The sequence below is a fragment of the Serratia sp. 25CWL12 genome, assembly GCF_055790885.1.
In genome coordinates, this window is the sequence record NZ_CM147698.1 from 3,338,988 (window position 1) to 3,356,400 (window position 17,413).

Consider the following 17,413-nt stretch of genomic DNA (forward strand, 5'->3'; position numbering starts at 1 on the left):
GTCTGGCAGCAGCTTGAATCAAAATGGCTATCTCATCTGCCTGGACAAAATTGCGGGTTGCCTCGCGGGGTTGGGCAATAATTTCAAAATCAGGCACATAACCTCGTATTGTTCTGATAACCTCAAGCGGTGAACAATCAAGACACAGATTGCAGCAGTAAACCTGTGGGTGAATGACGATGATTATCAGTGATAAGATTCGCCTTTGGTTGCGGATTGGGTATAAAACATGCCCTAGCACGGTTTAGCATGAGATATCACTGATTGATTCAAATCTACGCCGCCATGTTCACCCGACCTAGCTGAGAACACAACAGACTGATTAAGCGAGTTTCCTCAAATATGAAAGAGTCATTTGATACGGACTTCACCGGCCATACACCAATGATGCAGCAGTATTTGCGTCTTAAAGCACAGCACCCAGAGATCCTGCTGTTTTACCGCATGGGGGATTTCTACGAGCTGTTTTATGACGATGCCAAACGCGCTTCTCAGTTGTTGGATATCTCACTGACCAAGCGAGGCGCTTCAGCAGGTGAGCCCATTCCCATGGCTGGTGTTCCCTACCACGCGGTAGAAAATTATCTTGCCAAGCTGGTTCAGCAAGGGGAATCAGTAGCAATCTGTGAACAGATTGGCGACCCAGCCACCAGTAAAGGCCCGGTTGAACGCAAAGTGGTGCGCATCGTTACCCCGGGCACCATCACTGACGAGGCCTTGTTGCAGGAGCGGCAAGATAACTTGCTGGCGGCTATCTGGCAAGATGGCCGCGGTTTTGGTTATGCCACCCTGGATCTCAGTTCTGGGCGTTTCCGCATTGCCGAACCTGAAGACCTGGAAACGATGGCTGCCGAATTACAGCGCACCAATCCTGCTGAACTGCTCTACCCAGAAACCTTTGAGCAGATGGCGCTAATTGAATCACGTCATGGTCTGCGCCGCCGCCCACTGTGGGAATTTGAACTAGAAACGGCGCGCCAACAATTAAATCTGCAATTTGGCACCCGCGATCTAAGTGGTTTTGGTGTGGAGCAAGCGCACCAAGCACTGCGTGCCGCTGGTTGTCTGCTGCAATATGTTAAAGATACCCAGCGTACTTCACTGCCCCATATTCGTACTATTACCATGGAGCGCCAGCAAGATGGGATCATTATGGATGCAGCGACCCGCCGCAATCTGGAGATCACCCAAAGCCTTTCTGGTAGCAGTGAAAATACCCTGGCGGCCATTCTTGACCGTACCGTCACGCCAATGGGTAGCCGCATGCTAAAACGTTGGTTACATATGCCAACGCGCGATAGTGTCGTGCTTCACCAACGCCAGCAAGCCATCACCACACTGCAGGATCTCTATGCCGATTTGCAGCCACCACTACGGCAAGTGGGTGATCAGGAGCGTATTCTTGCTCGTCTGGCATTGCGAACCGCCCGTCCGCGGGATTTGGCCCGTATGCGCCATGCGTTTCAACAGTTACCCAGTATTCGCGCAGTGCTGGAAAACTCGGCAACACCTTATGTGCAGCAGCTGTTGTCACAAATTGGTCAGTTTGACGAATTACAAGCGCTACTGGAACGTGCCATTGTTGAGACGCCACCGGTGTTGGTACGTGATGGTGGTGTGATCGCCAGCGGCTATAACACCGAGTTGGATGAATGGCGTGCCTTGGCAGATGGCGCCAGTGACTATTTGGATCGGTTAGAGGTGCGTGAACGTGAGAAGCTGGGCTTGGATACGCTGAAAGTCGGCTTTAATGGCGTTCACGGTTATTATATCCAGGTGAGTCGAGGGCAAAGTCACTTGGTGCCGATCCACTATGTTCGTCGCCAAACACTGAAAAATGCTGAGCGCTACATCATCCCTGAGCTGAAAGAGTACGAAGACAAAGTGCTCACTTCGAAGGGGAAAGCACTAGCGATCGAGAAAGGGCTCTATGAAGAGCTGTTTGACCTGCTGTTACCCCATCTTGAAACATTGCAACAAAGCGCTGGCGCGCTAGCTGAACTGGATGTTTTGGCTAACCTGGCAGAGCGGGCTGAAACCATGAACTATGCTTGCCCGACCATTAGCGAACAACCGGGTATTCACCTTACCGAGGGGCGTCACCCGGTGGTAGAGCAAGTCTTGAGTGAGCCCTTTATAGCCAACCCGGTTTCACTCTCGCCGCAACGCCGCATGTTAATCATTACTGGCCCGAACATGGGTGGTAAAAGTACCTATATGCGCCAAACAGCATTGATTGTCCTGATGGCACATATCGGTAGTTTTGTACCGGCAGCCAAAGCGATTATCGGCCCAGTCGATCGCATTTTTACCCGGGTTGGGGCCGCTGATGATCTGGCCTCTGGCCGATCCACGTTTATGGTGGAAATGACTGAAACCGCCAATATTCTGCATAACGCGACCGAAAACAGCCTGGTACTAATGGACGAAATTGGCCGGGGCACCTCCACTTACGACGGTCTTTCTCTGGCTTGGGCCTGCGCTGAAAACCTGGCTAACCGCATCAAAGCCATGACACTGTTTGCTACCCACTATTTTGAGCTAACCACCCTGCCAGAGAAAATGGAAGGTGTGGTCAATGTTCACCTGGATGCTCTGGAACACGGCGATACCATCGCCTTTATGCACAGTGTGCAAGAGGGGGCAGCCAGTAAAAGCTACGGCTTGGCCGTGGCTGCATTGGCGGGAGTTCCCCGGGATGTGATCAAACGCGCTCGCCAGAAATTGCGCGAATTGGAGATGATTTCTAGCCAAACAGCGACTGGGACGATAGACGCCACCCAAATGACGTTACTGAATGAAGAGGTCTCTCCCGCCGTCGAGGCATTGGAAAAGTTAGACCCGGATACCCTGTCACCTCGCCAGGCGTTGGAATGGATCTATCAGTTAAAAAAACTGGTCTGAGCCCAGCTTTTCACTATGACGCTTTAACTATGGCGCTTTCACTGATGGCGTATAGAGCATCACGGCCCCGAACACCTTTCTAGCGCCCCAAAGACCTTGCTAGTGCTTAGTGTGTTAAGGGCCAAAAAAAAACGGTGAGCACATCATACTCACCGTTTCTATTTTGATGTCACTGTATTTATTCGCGGAACAGAGCTTCAATACTCAAGCCCTGCATCTGCAGGATTTCACGTAAGCGCCGTAAACCCTCAACTTGGATTTGACGAACACGCTCACGGGTTAAACCAATTTCATGCCCCACGTCTTCCAGCGTTGCTGCTTCATAACCTAACAAACCGAAACGACGAGCCAACACCTCACGCTGTTTAGCGTTCAATTCAAACAACCACTTAACGATACTTTGTTTAATATCATCGTTTTGCGTGGTGTCTTCTGGCCCATTCTCTTTCTCATCTGCCAAGATATCCAGCAGAGCTTTTTCAGAATCACCACCCAGCGGCGTATCGACCGAAGTGATACGTTCATTTAAGCGCAACATACGGTTAACATCATCAACCGATCTGTCAAGCTGCTGTGCAATCTCTTCAGCACTGGGCTCATGGTCCAGTTTATGAGAGAGCTCACGTGCAGTACGCAAATAAACATTCAACTCTTTTACGATGTGGATCGGTAAACGGATCGTACGGGTTTGATTCATAATCGCCCGTTCAATCGTCTGACGGATCCACCAAGTCGCATAGGTGGAAAAACGGAAACCGCGTTCTGGATCAAACTTCTCCACTGCACGGATCAGACCGAGGTTCCCCTCTTCAATCAGATCCAACAGTGCCAGGCCACGATTGCTATAACGACGTGCAATTTTCACGACCAGCCTCAGGTTACTTTCTATCATGCGGCGGCGCGCGGGTACATCTCCGCGCAGTGCCCGCCGTGCAAAATAGACCTCCTCTTCTGCGGTCAGCAGCGGAGAGTAACCGATTTCGCCCAGATAGAGCTGCGTTGCATCCAATACGCGTTGGGTAACACCTTGAGACAAGAGTTCATCTTCTGCCAAGTCATCCTCACTGGTTTCTTCCTCCAGCTCAGGTTCATCAAATGACTCAGCCTCCGTGGCATTCTCATCGAAATCTACTTCATCGTGTAACTCATTAACTTTCAGCGTATTTTGGCTCATAAGGCGGCTCCTACCCGTGATAACACGAGCAGAACAGGGTGCATTCTGCCCAATCTATCGCTGCGGAAGATAACGCAGCGGGTTTACGGACTTCCCCTTGTAACGAATTTCAAAATGTAAGCGTACTGAACTGGTTCCGGTGCTTCCCATTGTTGCTATTTTTTGTCCTGCTTTCACTTCTTGTTGTTCCCGGACCAGCATTGTGTCGTTATGAGCATAAGCACTCAAGTAATCATCATTATGCTTAATGATTATCAGATTACCATAACCCCGTAAAGCGTTGCCCGCATAAACTACGCGGCCATCGGCGGTAGCAAAGATAGGCTGCCCCCGGGTACCACCAATATCGATACCTTTATTTCCCCCTTCCGCTGAGGAAAAGTTATCGATAATTTTACCGTTAGTCGGCCATTTCCAAGTACTTACTGGTGCACTATTACTGGCGGTACTGCTTGGTACTGTCGCAGTTGGTGCGATAACAGGAGCATTGCTGGTAGCGACCGCCACAGCCCCTGATGCTGGTAACATTTTACCTACATTCTGTTTACTTGAGTTGTCAGAATACGCGCTCGTCGACTGAGAATCAACAGCTGTTGTTTGTATCTGGCTGCTCGAAGGTGGCTTCGGTACGCCGCCTCTTGTTGCATCAGTGGCGGCCAACATGCCACCACTACTCTTGGCAGAACCATTACCAAGCTGAATGGTTTGGCCAACCTCTAAATTATAGGGCTGCGGGATATTATTACGCTCGGCCAGATCACGATAATCACTCCCGGTGATCCAGGCAATGTAGAACAGCGTATCACCCCGTTTTACAGTATAAGTACTGCCGCTGTAGCTCCCTTTGGGGATGGCGTTATAACTGCGATTGTAAGCAATACGCCCTTGTGATCCACTCCCCTGACTAGCAGATGTGACAGAGCCACTGCCATCTACGCTACTAATCGGCGCTGAATTTGGATTATTACTCGAACAACCCGCCAACCCCAAACTTAACATCATACAGATCGCCGCTCGGCGCAAAGTAATCATTGGGCTTCCCGTGCTCATGCTCCCCCCACGACAGCAATATAAACGTTATACTCTTCAACCTGCATGTTACCAGCAGACGTTGTCCCCCTGTTGCTTACTTAAGCGAGCTAACACGGCTTCATTACATCACTGTCCCAGTGCAATTGGTTATATAACGTTCTCTCAGTTTTAAACAAGTATTTCCCCAGACGAACTTAAATACCCACAATTTCTCTACCAGGGAACTAAAAATTAACACTCACAATGCAATACCCAATCCCACTTCCACGACTATCTTTACCGTTTGAGTGATGCAGGATATAACGACCTGGGCATTGCTATACAATAAAAAAGCCATTTTATTGAAAATTAATATTATTGAAACTCTCTATCCAAGTTCTTTCAAGTGGTCAGCAGATTGATTTCGTGCACGACACAACAACCACTTAACAGTCTAAATGAACAGATAGGTTCAATTACACCAATTCACCTTGCACTAAAGGAACAAATCTTACTGCTTCAACCGTATCAATGGTAAATCCATCACCACGCCGATGAATACACTGCAACATCTGTTGTGTCTGCCCCACAGGTAACACTAGAATCCCACCGTCATCTAACTGTTGCACCAGCGCTTGGGGAATTTCTGGTGGTGCGGCGGTCACGATAATGGCATCAAATGGCCCGCGAGCGGCCCAGCCCTGCCAGCCGTCACCATGGCGCGTGGAGACATTATGTAAATCGAGTTGTTTCAAACGACGCTTGGCTTGCCACTGTAATCCTTTGATTCGCTCAACAGAATAAACATGCTGTACCAAATGTGCCAAGACGGCGGTCTGGTAACCAGAACCGGTACCTATTTCCAGTACACGGGAAGTCGGCCGTAAATTCAGTAGTTCAGTCATACGCGCGACGATATAAGGCTGAGAGATAGTCTGCCCGGAACCAATCGGCAGTGCGGTATTCTCATAAGCTTTATGTGCAAACGCTTCGTCAACAAAACGCTCACGCGGGACGTTTTCGATGGCACTGAGCAACCGTTCATCCCTGATGCCCTGCTGGCGTAATTGCTTCAGCAATGTTTGTATGCGCTTGTTCACCATTGCTCACGAAACCCTGCTCTGGTTAACCATGTTGTCAGCACCTCTTGTGCCCTATAAGCGGTCAAATCGACCTGCAAAGGAGTAATTGCCACATAACCTTGATCGACTGCGGCAAAATCGGTATCGGGTCCAGCATCGAATTTATCACCTGGGGGCCCGATCCAATATAATTTTTCACCATAGGGATCCTGCTGACAAAACACTTTATCGGCAGGGTGTCGGCTACCACAACGCGTTACGCGTATTCCTTTGATTTCTGCCAGAGGTAAATCAGGGACATTAATATTGAGAATTTTGCCAGTGCGCAACGGTTCGCCTAACAATGCACGTAACAAGCGACAAGTGATAGCCGCAGCGGTGTCATAATGCTGATGCCCATTCAGGGACACCGCTAACGCAGGCAAGCCCAAATGACGCCCCTCCATCGCTGCTGCAACGGTGCCTGAATAGATAACATCATCCCCTAAATTGGGCCCAGCATTAATACCTGAAACCACTATATCTGGCGCTGGATGCATCAAGGCATTAACCCCGAGATACACACAATCCGTCGGCGTTCCCTGCTGAACGGCAATATCACCATTAGGTAATGTGTGCGTGCGCAACGGCACCCTTAACGTTAACGCATTGGAAGAACCACTACGGTTACGATCCGGTGCCACTATCTGTACTTGGGCAAACTCACGCAGCGCTGCCGCCAGCACCTGGATGCCCGGCGCACTGACACCATCATCATTACTCAGCAATATCCGCATCACTGTTATCCTGCTGTATCATTTCACGGACTACGCTGGTCGCAAAACTCCCTGCGGGTAACCAGAAGCGTAACTCAACGGTGGCATCATCCCACCAGTTCCACTGTAACTTCTGTGGGTATAGCAGTAAGGCCCGCCGGGCAGGCTCAACGCGTTCACGCCTTAACAGTGCCAATAATTCCGGCTGTTGCGCTAAACAATGTTGTTCAAATACCAAGGCTTCGGCGGCAGTGCCAGGTTCACCATCGCCCGGTAATGGCGCGGTAACCATCAGTTCACCCGCGTCCAGACGTTGTTGCAAGGTTGGCAGATCTTCCTCTTTGGCGACAAACCAACTCCCTCGCCCGGCAAGCTGCAATGCATCCCCGGCCAGCACTTTGCGCTGCTGTTGGTTAGCCAAACGCTGGCTGGTCACTAAGTTGAATAGCGCGCTCCGGCTGGCGGAAAGATAGAAACTACGCTTATTACGCTCTTTAACCCGTATTTCATCGTTGGCCCAACGGCGTGCCATAACCAGGTTATTGCCACCATGGCCAAAACGCTGGAGACCAAAGTAATTGGGGACGCCATGGACGGCGATGGCTTGCAGACGCTGCTCCACCTCCTGGCGATCACTGATCTGGCGAAGCACCAGTGTAAAATCATTCCCTTTCAGCGTACCAATGCGCAACTTACGTAAATGGCGAGCGGTCTGCAGTACCTGGCACCCTTCAAGCATAAACTGGCTAAAATCCGGTGCAGCTTTACCCGGTAGATGCAGGCAAAACCACTGTTCAGTCACCGCATGGCGATCCTTCAACCCGGCATAACTGACTGAACGGGCATGAATACCGGCAAACTTTGCCAGATAGTCAGCGACAAACTGAGTATTACAGCCATTTTTGCGAATATTCACCAGCAGGTGCTCACCTTCACCATCAGGTGTAAAACCTAAATCTTCCACGACCACAAAGTCTTCCGGATTAGCCTTTAAAAGACCGGTTGCCCGTGGTTGACCGTGCTGCCAAGTCAGATTTGCCATATCCATCTTGACCTATTCCTTGACCAACAAGACAACCGCCTCACAGGCAATACCTTCACCACGCCCTGTAAAACCCAGTTGCTCGGTGGTGGTCGCTTTCACATTAACGTCATCCATATGACATTGCAGATCTTCCGCCAGAAAGACACGCATCTGCGGAATATGTGGTGCCATCTTGGGAGCCTGAGCAATGATCGTGACATCCAGATTTCCCAGGCGATACCCTTTGGCACAGACGCGCCGCCAAGCTTCTCGCAACAACTCGCGGCTATCGGCCCCTTTAAATTGAGGATCCGTATCCGGGAACAACTTGCCAATATCACCCAATGCGACGGCACCTAATAAGGCATCGGTCACCGCATGCAGCGCGACATCACCATCGGAGTGAGCCAACAGCCCCTGAGTAAAAGGAATGCGAACACCACCGATCACCAACGGCCCTTCACCGCCAAATTTATGTACATCAAAACCGTGACCGATACGCATCATGCGCTCCTTAGTTGTTCAACTGTGTCAAATAGAATGCGGCCAATGCTAAATCTTCAGGTCGCGTGACTTTAATATTGTCTGAACGCCCGGCCACCAGCAAGGGGTGGTAACCACTATGCTCCATCGCTGATGCTTCATCGGTGACCTCCACTCCCTCATCCAGTGCACGTTGCAGGCAGAGTTTGAGTAATTCCAGTGGGAATAACTGCGGGGTCAGCGCGTGCCATAAATCCTGACGTTCAACGGTATGCGCAATGGCCGGTTGCCCCACCACGGCACGTTTCATGGTATCACGTACCGGGGTAGCCAGAATGCCACCGACCTGGCTGTGTTCGGTGATCGCCAACAGTCGTTCCAGGTCATCAGCATGCAGACAAGGGCGAGCAGCATCATGCACCAGCACCCATCGCGTATTACCCGCCAATTGTAACCCAGCCATGACCGAATCTGCACGCAGTCGGCCCCCCAAGGTAACCTGTACGCGGGGATCCTGGGCAATCGGCAATGTTTGAAATTGATGGTCTTCGGGGCTGATAACCACAATCACCTGGCTAATTCGCCGATGGCGTAACAAAGCCTGGATGGCGTGCTCAAGAATCGTCTGATGACCAATGGTTAAATACTGTTTCGGGCAATCGGCTTGCATACGGCTGCCGATCCCGGCGGCGGGTAAAATGGCAATTACCGGAGAAAAAGGGTCTGAAAAAGGATTCATTTACTGTTATTTTTGTGGGTTATTTGGCGTGGAAGATACCGCACTACGCTTAGCGGGCTCTGAGATCAGACGATAGAAAGTCTCACCAGGCTTGATCATACCCAGTTCATTACGCGCACGCTCCTCGATTGCTTCCTGACCGCCATTCAAATCGGCGATCTCGGCAAACAATTGATCATTACGCGCTTTTAATTTAGCATTGTTGCTTTGCTGAGCAGTGACGTCTTCCTTGAGCCGCACATAATCGTGCACACCATTCTTCCCCAGCCACAGCGAGTACTGTAACCAGCCGAGTAATGCCAGCAATAGCAGCGTAAGTTTTCCCATCTCTGCCCCCTAAAAAACCGACTAATCATCGCACAACTTTTGGTTTGACTCCACATCGAGAGCGGCTTTTCCCCCACGTAGAGGCGGGGGCAATCAACACTCTTGAGTTGAGTAATGCTGGTCACCGCGCATTTTAAGTAACCCGGCCTCCGTTTAACCACCACCAGGGGTTGTGTTTTTATTCAGGTGAGCGTATTTTTATGCATCTAAAGTGCATAAAAAATGCAATCTATAGCCACATTGCTTCAAGGCAGGTAAGAGAGAAAGGGAAGACTAACTACTTGCTCAGCTAAGTCAGTTGGCGACGCAAAGCTCTCTTCCATCACTTGCATAGCAACAGATATACCCAAGTTCAATGAAGTTTGCAGGTAGGCGACAAGGGAGTGAGTCCCTGGGAGCATAGTCAACTATGTGACTAGGGCGAATGAGCGTAGTCAACACCCCTGCAGTTTCATTGGCGATGGGTATAGATAATTTTACTACTCATTATCGGGGATGACTCATGTTAAAACGTTTAGTTCTGATTGGCGCTTGCCTGGCGGCGACCTTTTCTGTTTCCTCCTATGCGGCGACTGAACCAACCTATGTGGTCGGCTCAGGGGGGACTTACCGCCCATTCGAATTCGAAAACAGCAAAAAGCAGTTAGAAGGCTTCGATATTGATATCATCAAAGCCATCGCCAAGGTGGAAGGGTTTCAGGTGAAGCTGGTCAATACACCGTGGGAAGGGATCTTTGCCACATTAAACTCCGGTGATCGCGATATGATCATTTCTGGTATTACCATCACGGATAAACGTAAACAAATGGTGGATTTTTCCCTCCCCTACTTCCCGGCAGAGCAGGCTATCGTAGTGCCAAAAGGTTCTACCGTCGACTCCATCGCGGCACTGAAAACACTCAAAGTTGGCGTCGTTAACTCCAGCACCGCTGACATTGTGGTTTCCGATACCTTGGGCAAGAACAGCACCGCTATCAAGCGTTTCGATAACACACCACTGATGTTGCAAGAGCTGTATGAAGACGGCATTGGTGCTGCAGTTGGCGACGTGGGCGTTGCCAAGTTCTACATAAAAACCCACCCAGAAAAAGAGTTCAAACTGGTCTCTGATGCCAAATTCGAGCGCCAGTATTTTGGTATCGCTGTCGCTAAAGGCAATGATGAGTTACGTAACAAGATCAACAGCGGGTTGAAGAAAATTATCGCTGATGGTTCCTATGCAAAAATTTACCAGACCTGGTTCGACGGTAACGTACCCACTTTACCTGCTGAATAAGCGACCTTAGGTTATCAGCTGTAATTATACCGGCCATCATTCAAGCCACTGCAACTTGATTGATAGTCGGTATCGTCCCGCAAGCACGACATACCCTAATCAGAATATTTTTTTAAAAAGGACGTCACCTTGAATTTCCGTTGGGAGATCATTCAGGAATACGCACCATTATTTATGGAAGGTGCCTGGATGACCATCAAATGCACCATTATCTGTGTGCTGCTAGGTACCACCTGGGGTCTGCTGTTGGGGTTGGGCCGTTTAGCTCAGGCGTCACATGGTATCTGGAAACCCGTCCTGCATTATTGCGTTCAATGGCCGGTGCGTATTTATATCAGCGCTTTTCGCGGTACACCGCTGTTTGTGCAGATTATGGTGGTTCACTTCGCACTGGTACCGCTATTTATTAACCCGCGTGATGGCTTACTGATCAACAGTGGCCTGATGAGCGCCGACTTCGCCCGTATGTTACGTTCCGAGTATGGTGCTTTCCTCTCGTGCGTGGTGGCAATCACGCTCAATGCTGGCGCATATGTTTCTGAAATCTTCCGTGCCGGTATTCAGTCAATTGATCGCGGTCAGATGGAGGCTTCCCGCTCCCTGGGAATGAGCTATGGTAAAACCATGCGCAAAGTCATCCTGCCGCAGGCATTCCGCCGTATGCTCCCCCCATTGGGTAACAACGCGATTGCCATTGTGAAGGACTCCTCTCTGGCTTCCGCCATTGGTTTGGCGGACCTGGCTTATGCGGCACGCACCGTTTCTGGTGCCTACGCAACCTACTGGGAGCCCTACCTGACCATTTCACTGATTTATTGGGTCATCACCTTTCTGCTGTCATTAATGGTGCAACACATGGAAAAAAGGTTCGGTAAAAGTGATTCGCGTACATAACCTGCAAAAACAATTTGGCGAAAGCCATGTGCTGCGCGGTATCTCCTGTGAGATCGCGCCCAATGAAGTGGTGTGTATTATCGGCCCTTCAGGCTCAGGTAAAAGCACCTTTCTGCGCTGCATTAATGCACTGGACACGCTCTCAGGTGGTGAGATCGATGTGAATGGTTTTGCCATTCACAGCCATAAAACCAACCTGAACAAAATGCGTGAAAGTGTCGGCATGGTATTCCAACGTTTTAATCTGTTCCCTCATATGACGGTGTTGGAAAATATCATTATGGCGCCAATGGAGGTGAAAAAGCTGTCCCGTGAACAAGCAATAGAACGGGCTGAAGTGCTGCTGCGTAAGGTGGGTCTGCTGGATAAAATTGATGCCTACCCCAGTAGCCTCTCTGGCGGACAACAACAGCGTGTCGCCATTGCTCGCGCCTTAGCGATGGAACCGAAAATCATGCTGTTCGATGAACCCACCTCCGCTCTCGATCCTGAGTTAGTCGGCGAGGTATTAGCCGTAATGAAATCTTTGGCCCATGAAGGCATGACCATGGTCGTGGTGACTCATGAGATGGGTTTTGCCCGTGAGGTTGCTGACCGTGTACTGTTTATCGACCAGGGAATTATTCAGGAAGAGGGTTCACCGCAGCATATTTTTGGCAACCCGACCAATGCACGGACTCAAGCATTTTTAAGCAAGGTTTTGTAATCTTTAACACTATGCTGTCATCTCAGGGGCGCGCACTAAGCGCCCTTTCTCTTACCAGCCACTCAACAAGCTAAAGACCCACCAAAATAGCCCTAGCACTACGATCCCCGTCAATAATAGCGTGAAGACCACATGCCCCCGTAACAGGATACTGAAAGCGATACCCAGTAGGACGGAAAGCGGCATTAAGGAAAGAAAAAACGGCCATGTATAGAGCAACAAGAACAGTGTGTTAGCACCATAGACCATAAAAGGCACAGCAAAAGCCAACCAGTAGAAAACAAATCCACTGATGCCCCCCAGAAAAAAATAAGCGGGCTCTTCTTGCTCCTGTTGTGCCGCTATCAATATCGACATCGGCGTGACATTTTGCATACGCTTCCCAAGTTATTTATCTGCGATATCCATCACTACCCAGCTGAATATATAGCTACAGCTTGAATAAACCTCTAAAGACGCATGGCAAAAAACACCATGCCCTTTTTAAACTTAAGATCTGATAATAGCCTGACGGCGTAATACGTCTAATAATTGCTCAGTCAAATTTGTAACTAATTGTTTGCCATCCAGATGCACCTCAGGTCGTTCTGGTACCTCATACATCGCATCAATACCGGTGAAATTTCGCAGTTGCCCCGAGCGCGCTTTTTTATACAAGCCTTTTGGGTCACGTGCCTCACAAATTGCCAACGGCGTATCGACAAATACCTCAATGAAACGCCCCTCATCCAGCATATGGCGCACCATCTCTCGTTCGGCTCGATGCGGGGAAATAAACGCCGTTAAGACCACCAAGCCAGCATCCACCATCAGTTTGGCAACCTCACCCACCCGACGGATATTCTCGCGCCGATCCTGGTCAGAAAAACCCAGATCACTGCACAAACCATGGCGCACATTATCGCCATCCAACAGATAGGTACGTACCCCCAATTGATGTAGCGCTTGCTCCAGTAACCCTGCGATGGTCGATTTGCCGGAACCTGACAGGCCGGTAAACCATATAACCAGCCCTTGGTGACCATGACTGCTTTCACGTTGAGTGCGTGTGACGGCATGTGAATGCCATACGATATTCTCATCATCACGCCCGGTGGCTGCTCTTGGCCCTTCAACCATGTGAGCTCCCCTTAAGCAGGTCACGTGCCCCCCAGTGAGGAAAATGCTTGCGTACCAAAGCGTTCAATTCCAACTCAAAGGCACTGAACTCACCCGTCACGACTGACTTAGCCTGGTGTAACGCTTGGCGCACCAATCCGGCACCCACCGTGACGTTGCTCAAGCGGTCAATGAAGATCAAGCTGCCAGTATCATGATTCTGCTGATAGCTATCCAATAGCAACGGTTCATCAAAGGTGAGTTCCACCAGCCCAATACCATTGAGCGGTAATGCATCAACCTGATGATGTACCAAGGAGTTTATGTCCACCTGATGGTGAATACTCTCAACACGGGCACAGGTCTTCTTACCGGCTATTTTGACATTAAAGCGTTGACCCGGCTGTAAAGCCTGCTCCACCATCCACACCACATCCACCAACGCACTTTGCACCGGCTGTAATGTTTCACTCGCATCCACCAGCAGGTCGCCACGGCTAATGTCTATCTCGTTTTCCAGTACCAGCGTAATCGCTTCACCGGGTATCGCCTGTTGCAGGTCACCATCAAATGTCACGATACGTGCCACGGTTGACTCAACCCCTGAAGGCAGCACCTTAATACGCTGCCCCACACGCACCACACCGGCTGACAGCGTGCCCGCATAACCACGGAAATCGAGATTCGGGCGGTTGACGTATTGCACCGGGAAACGCAACGGTTGATTTTCACGGTCACTCACCACATCAACGCTTTCCAGGAGCTCCAACAGGGTTGGGCCTGGGTACCAAGGCATCCGTGCGCTCGGTGTGGCGACATTGTCACCATCCAACGCTGACAGCGGCACAAATTTAATATCCAGATCATCAGGTAAGCGTTGCGCGAAAGTCAGATAATCCTGTTTAAACTGTTCAAAGATCGCCTCACTGTAATCCACCAGATCCATCTTGTTCACCGCCACCACCAAATGCCGGATGCCGAGCAAAGTAGCAATAAAACTGTGGCGTCGCGTCTGATCAAGCACGCCTTTGCGCGCATCAATCAGCAGGATAGCCAAATCACAGGTGGAGGCACCGGTAGCCATATTGCGGGTGTACTGCTCGTGCCCCGGTGTATCGGCAATAATAAACTTACGTTGTTCGGTAGAGAAATAACGATAAGCGACGTCGATGGTGATGCCTTGTTCTCGTTCTGCCTGCAGGCCATCAACCAGTAAGGCCAGATCGAGTTTTTCGCCCTGAGTCCCAATACGTTTACTGTCAGTATGCAGTACTGAGAGCTGATCTTCGTAGATTTGGCGGGTATCGTGCAGCAAACGACCAATCAGGGTGCTTTTGCCGTCGTCGACACTGCCGCAAGTCAAGAAACGCAGCAAGCTTTTATGTTGCTGAGCATACAGATAGGCTTCTACTCCACCCTGTTGTGCAATTTGTTGTGCAATCACATGATTATTCATCCGGCGGTTCCTCAAAAATAGCCTTGACGCTTTTTCAACTCCATCGAACCGGACTGGTCACGATCGATCATACGCCCCTGTCGTTCGCTGGTAGTAGAAAGCAGCATTTCCTCAATGATTTCCGGCAGGGTTTGTGCCGATGAGTCTACCGCCCCGGTTAATGGCCAACACCCTAAGGTACGGAAACGCACCATCCGCTGGCTGATCACTTCACCCGGCTGTATATCGACGCGATCGTCATCCACCATTAATAACATGCCATCACGCTCAATCACCGGGCGCGGTTTTGCCAGATAAAGCGGCACGATCTCGATCTTTTCCAGGAAGATGTATTGCCAGATATCGAGTTCTGTCCAGTTTGATAACGGGAACACCCGGATACTCTCACCCTGGTTTATCTGGCCGTTATAGTTATGCCATAACTCAGGGCGTTGATTTTTCGGGTCCCAGCGATGAAAACGGTCACGAAAAGAGTAGATCCGCTCTTTAGCTCGTGATTTTTCTTCGTCACGGCGCGCCCCACCAAAGGCAGCATCAAAGCCATATTTGTTCAGCGCTTGCTTCAGGCCTTCGGTTTTCATGATATCGGTATGTTTAGCACTACCATGAGCAAAGGGGCTGATTCCCATCGCTACACCATCGGGGTTTTTATGCACTAATAGCTCAAACCCGTACTGTTTGGCAGTACGATCACGGAATTGATACATTTCGCGAAACTTCCAACCGGTATCCACATGCAGCAAGGGAAATGGTAACGAACCAGGATAGAATGCCTTACGTGCCAAGTGCAGCATCACCGAAGAGTCTTTGCCGATGGAGTAGAGCATCACCGGATTGGCGAATTCAGCAGCAACCTCACGGATGATATGGATACTTTCCGCCTCCAATTGCCGCAAATGAGTGAGTCGTTTTTGGTCCATAACCGCTCCTTAAATAGATTGCCTTACTGCCTAAAACCGATGGATACCCGCCGTTATGCCAGCTCTTTGGAAGAATTGACCACGTCAACATAATCTGACCGGTGGTTTGAGTTGACGTTGGGATCTTCTGGCTGCAGTGTGAAAAAGTCCGCTTGCGCCGCTTGATGCCCAAACCAGGCGATCTGATGATGTAATTCCACCACTTCACCAATCACCAATAACGCCGGTAGGGGTGCCTGTTGAGCCAATTGTTCCAGTTGCTGCAAGGTACCAGTCTGTACCTGCTGATCTCGGCGTGTTCCGCGGCTAATCACCGCCACTGGGGTATCAGCACCACGGCCATGAGTGATCAAGTTACGGCTGATATCGGCGGCTTTCAGGGTGCCCATATAAATCGCCAGGGTTTGATGGGCCCGCGCTAACGCTAGCCAATCCAGGCTATTATCATCCGCACGGCAATGACCGGTAATAAAGGTCACGCTTTGTGCGTAATCACGATGAGTGAGTGGAATACCGGCATAAGCCGTCGCCCCTACAGCGGCAGTCACTCCGGGCACCACCTGGAAAGGAATACCAGCAGCCGCAGCAACTTGCAGCTCTTCCCCACCACGGCCAAACAGGAAAGGATCGCCCCCCTTCAAACGCACCACGCGTTTCCCTTGTTGCGCCAGCGTAACCAGCAAACGATTAATCTCGTCCTGAGAAGCCGAGTGCGCACCAGCACGTTTACCGACACAGATACGTTCCGCATCACGACGAACCAAATCCAGTACCTCCTGGCTTACCAAGTGATCATAAAGCACCACATCTGCCAGTTGCATCACCTGTAAACCACGTAAGGTCAACAAGCCCACATCACCGGGCCCAGCCCCCACTAAGGCTATTTCCCCTTGCTCCTGTTCACTCCCCTGCACAAAGGCGCTTAGCTCCTGCTCCAATTGCTGCTCAGCTTGCACTACCCGGCCCTGAGCCACCAGCGAAACAAAGTGCCCATTAAACAGCTTTTCCCAAAACCGGCGCCGGTGACTAAAAGAGGCGACTTGCTGTTTTACTTTACCACGTAATTTCCCCGCCAATTGAGCCACGCGCCCCAAGCTGGCAGGCAGTAATGCCTCTAATTTTTCCCTTAGCATGCGGGCTAAGACGGGGGCCTGACCACCCGAAGAGATGGCCACCATAAGCGGAGAACGATCAATAATTGATGGAAAGATAAAGGAGCAACGGGGTTGGTCATCAACCACATTGGCCAATACACAACGTTTGTCTGCTTCGGCAAAGACTTCGGCATTGAGTGCACTGTCATCGGTGGCGGCAATTACCAGAAACACCCCATCCAATTGCGAGGGGGTAAAAGCCTGCCCCAGCCAATAAATCAGCCCTTGCTGATAAAGTTGCTTAAGTTCCGCAGACAGCGCCTGGGCAACCACATGGATTACCGCGCCTGCACGTTGAAGCTGCTCCACTTTACGCGCAGCGACCGCACCGCCCCCCACCACCAACACCGGACGTTGTTTGAGATCAGCAAATAGAGGTAAATAGTCCACAGTGGCCTTTGCCTATAACA

16 protein-coding genes and 1 pseudogene are annotated in these 17,413 nt (G+C 50.4%); 4 read left to right on the forward strand and 13 right to left on the reverse strand.

Going from position 1 to position 17,413, the window contains the following annotated elements:
• Positions 1 to 342 precede the first annotated feature (342 nt).
• Entirely contained in the window at positions 343 to 2,904 is a 2,562-nt protein-coding gene (gene mutS / locus ACX9GV_RS14410; RefSeq protein WP_473195984.1) for a DNA mismatch repair protein MutS, read from the forward strand.
• Positions 2,905 to 3,082: 178 nt separating this feature from the next.
• Here the strand turns inward: mutS and rpoS are convergent, their stop codons facing one another.
• The 8 genes from rpoS to ftsB form a co-directional block, all read right to left on the reverse strand.
• Positions 3,083 to 4,078 (reverse strand): RNA polymerase sigma factor RpoS, encoded by a 996-nt coding sequence (gene rpoS / locus ACX9GV_RS14415; RefSeq protein WP_023491770.1) that lies wholly within the window; start codon positions 4,076 to 4,078, stop codon positions 3,083 to 3,085.
• A gap of 54 nt (positions 4,079 to 4,132) precedes the next feature.
• On the reverse strand, positions 4,133 to 5,110 hold the full coding sequence (gene nlpD, locus ACX9GV_RS14420; protein ID WP_473195985.1) for a murein hydrolase activator NlpD: 978 nt from the start codon (positions 5,108 to 5,110) through the stop codon (positions 4,133 to 4,135).
• 455 nt (positions 5,111 to 5,565) lie between these two features.
• Positions 5,566 to 6,192 (reverse strand): protein-L-isoaspartate(D-aspartate) O-methyltransferase, encoded by a 627-nt coding sequence (locus ACX9GV_RS14425; RefSeq protein WP_023491284.1) that lies wholly within the window; start codon positions 6,190 to 6,192, stop codon positions 5,566 to 5,568.
• The gene (gene surE, locus ACX9GV_RS14430) at positions 6,186 to 6,947 is read right to left on the reverse strand and encodes a 5'/3'-nucleotidase SurE (protein WP_473195986.1); all 762 of its coding nucleotides are present in this window, start codon (positions 6,945 to 6,947) and stop codon (positions 6,186 to 6,188) included. The genes ACX9GV_RS14425 and surE overlap by 7 nt, the downstream gene beginning before the upstream one ends.
• Positions 6,928 to 7,974, reverse strand: coding sequence for a tRNA pseudouridine(13) synthase TruD (gene truD / locus ACX9GV_RS14435; RefSeq protein WP_473195987.1), 1,047 nt, complete (start codon positions 7,972 to 7,974; stop codon positions 6,928 to 6,930). Before truD ends, surE begins: the two co-directional genes overlap by 20 nt.
• Positions 7,975 to 7,980: 6 nt before the next feature.
• Positions 7,981 to 8,454: a 2-C-methyl-D-erythritol 2,4-cyclodiphosphate synthase gene (ispF, locus tag ACX9GV_RS14440; RefSeq protein WP_023490922.1), complete on the reverse strand. Its 474-nt coding sequence runs from the start codon at positions 8,452 to 8,454 to the stop codon at positions 7,981 to 7,983.
• A gap of 10 nt (positions 8,455 to 8,464) precedes the next feature.
• Positions 8,465 to 9,172, reverse strand: a complete 708-nt coding sequence (ispD, locus tag ACX9GV_RS14445; RefSeq protein WP_037385926.1) for a 2-C-methyl-D-erythritol 4-phosphate cytidylyltransferase — start codon at positions 9,170 to 9,172, stop codon at positions 8,465 to 8,467.
• A 6-nt stretch (positions 9,173 to 9,178) separates the two neighbouring features.
• Entirely contained in the window at positions 9,179 to 9,499 is a 321-nt protein-coding gene (gene ftsB / locus ACX9GV_RS14450) for a cell division protein FtsB (protein ID WP_023490925.1), read from the reverse strand.
• 502 nt (positions 9,500 to 10,001) lie between these two features.
• Here ftsB and ACX9GV_RS14455 point away from each other — a divergent pair.
• The 3 genes from ACX9GV_RS14455 (at position 10,002) to ACX9GV_RS14465 (ending at position 12,375) form a co-directional block, all read left to right on the forward strand.
• Positions 10,002 to 10,775, forward strand: coding sequence for a basic amino acid ABC transporter substrate-binding protein (locus ACX9GV_RS14455; RefSeq protein WP_473195988.1), 774 nt, complete (start codon positions 10,002 to 10,004; stop codon positions 10,773 to 10,775).
• A gap of 174 nt (positions 10,776 to 10,949) precedes the next feature.
• Positions 10,950 to 11,669 carry an amino acid ABC transporter permease gene (locus tag ACX9GV_RS14460; RefSeq protein ID WP_473198042.1) on the forward strand — a complete coding sequence of 240 codons (720 nt, stop codon included), beginning with the start codon at positions 10,950 to 10,952 and terminating at the stop codon, positions 11,667 to 11,669.
• Entirely contained in the window at positions 11,653 to 12,375 is a 723-nt protein-coding gene (locus ACX9GV_RS14465; RefSeq protein WP_023490931.1) for an amino acid ABC transporter ATP-binding protein, read from the forward strand. Before ACX9GV_RS14460 ends, ACX9GV_RS14465 begins: the two co-directional genes overlap by 17 nt.
• 51 nt (positions 12,376 to 12,426) lie before the next feature.
• On the opposite strand, the gene ACX9GV_RS14470 is transcribed toward ACX9GV_RS14465, so the two are convergent.
• From ACX9GV_RS14470 to cysG, 5 genes and pseudogenes are all read right to left on the reverse strand, one after another.
• On the reverse strand, positions 12,427 to 12,750 hold the full coding sequence (locus ACX9GV_RS14470; RefSeq protein ID WP_037385925.1) for a DUF3561 family protein: 324 nt from the start codon (positions 12,748 to 12,750) through the stop codon (positions 12,427 to 12,429).
• A gap of 114 nt (positions 12,751 to 12,864) precedes the next feature.
• Complete coding sequence (gene cysC / locus ACX9GV_RS14475; RefSeq protein ID WP_473195989.1) at positions 12,865 to 13,494, reverse strand: adenylyl-sulfate kinase; 630 nt, start codon at positions 13,492 to 13,494, stop codon at positions 12,865 to 12,867.
• A complete protein-coding gene (cysN, locus tag ACX9GV_RS14480) occupies positions 13,487 to 14,929 on the reverse strand; it encodes a sulfate adenylyltransferase subunit CysN (RefSeq protein WP_473195990.1) in 1,443 nt (480 codons plus the stop codon). Before cysN ends, cysC begins: the two co-directional genes overlap by 8 nt.
• A gap of 11 nt (positions 14,930 to 14,940) precedes the next feature.
• Entirely contained in the window at positions 14,941 to 15,849 is a 909-nt protein-coding gene (cysD, locus tag ACX9GV_RS14485; protein WP_023492494.1) for a sulfate adenylyltransferase subunit CysD, read from the reverse strand.
• A gap of 161 nt (positions 15,850 to 16,010) precedes the next feature.
• Positions 16,011 to 17,393 (reverse strand): annotated as a pseudogene (gene cysG / locus ACX9GV_RS14490) (siroheme synthase CysG); the annotation flags it as partial.
• Between the last annotated feature and the right edge of the window lie 20 nt (positions 17,394 to 17,413).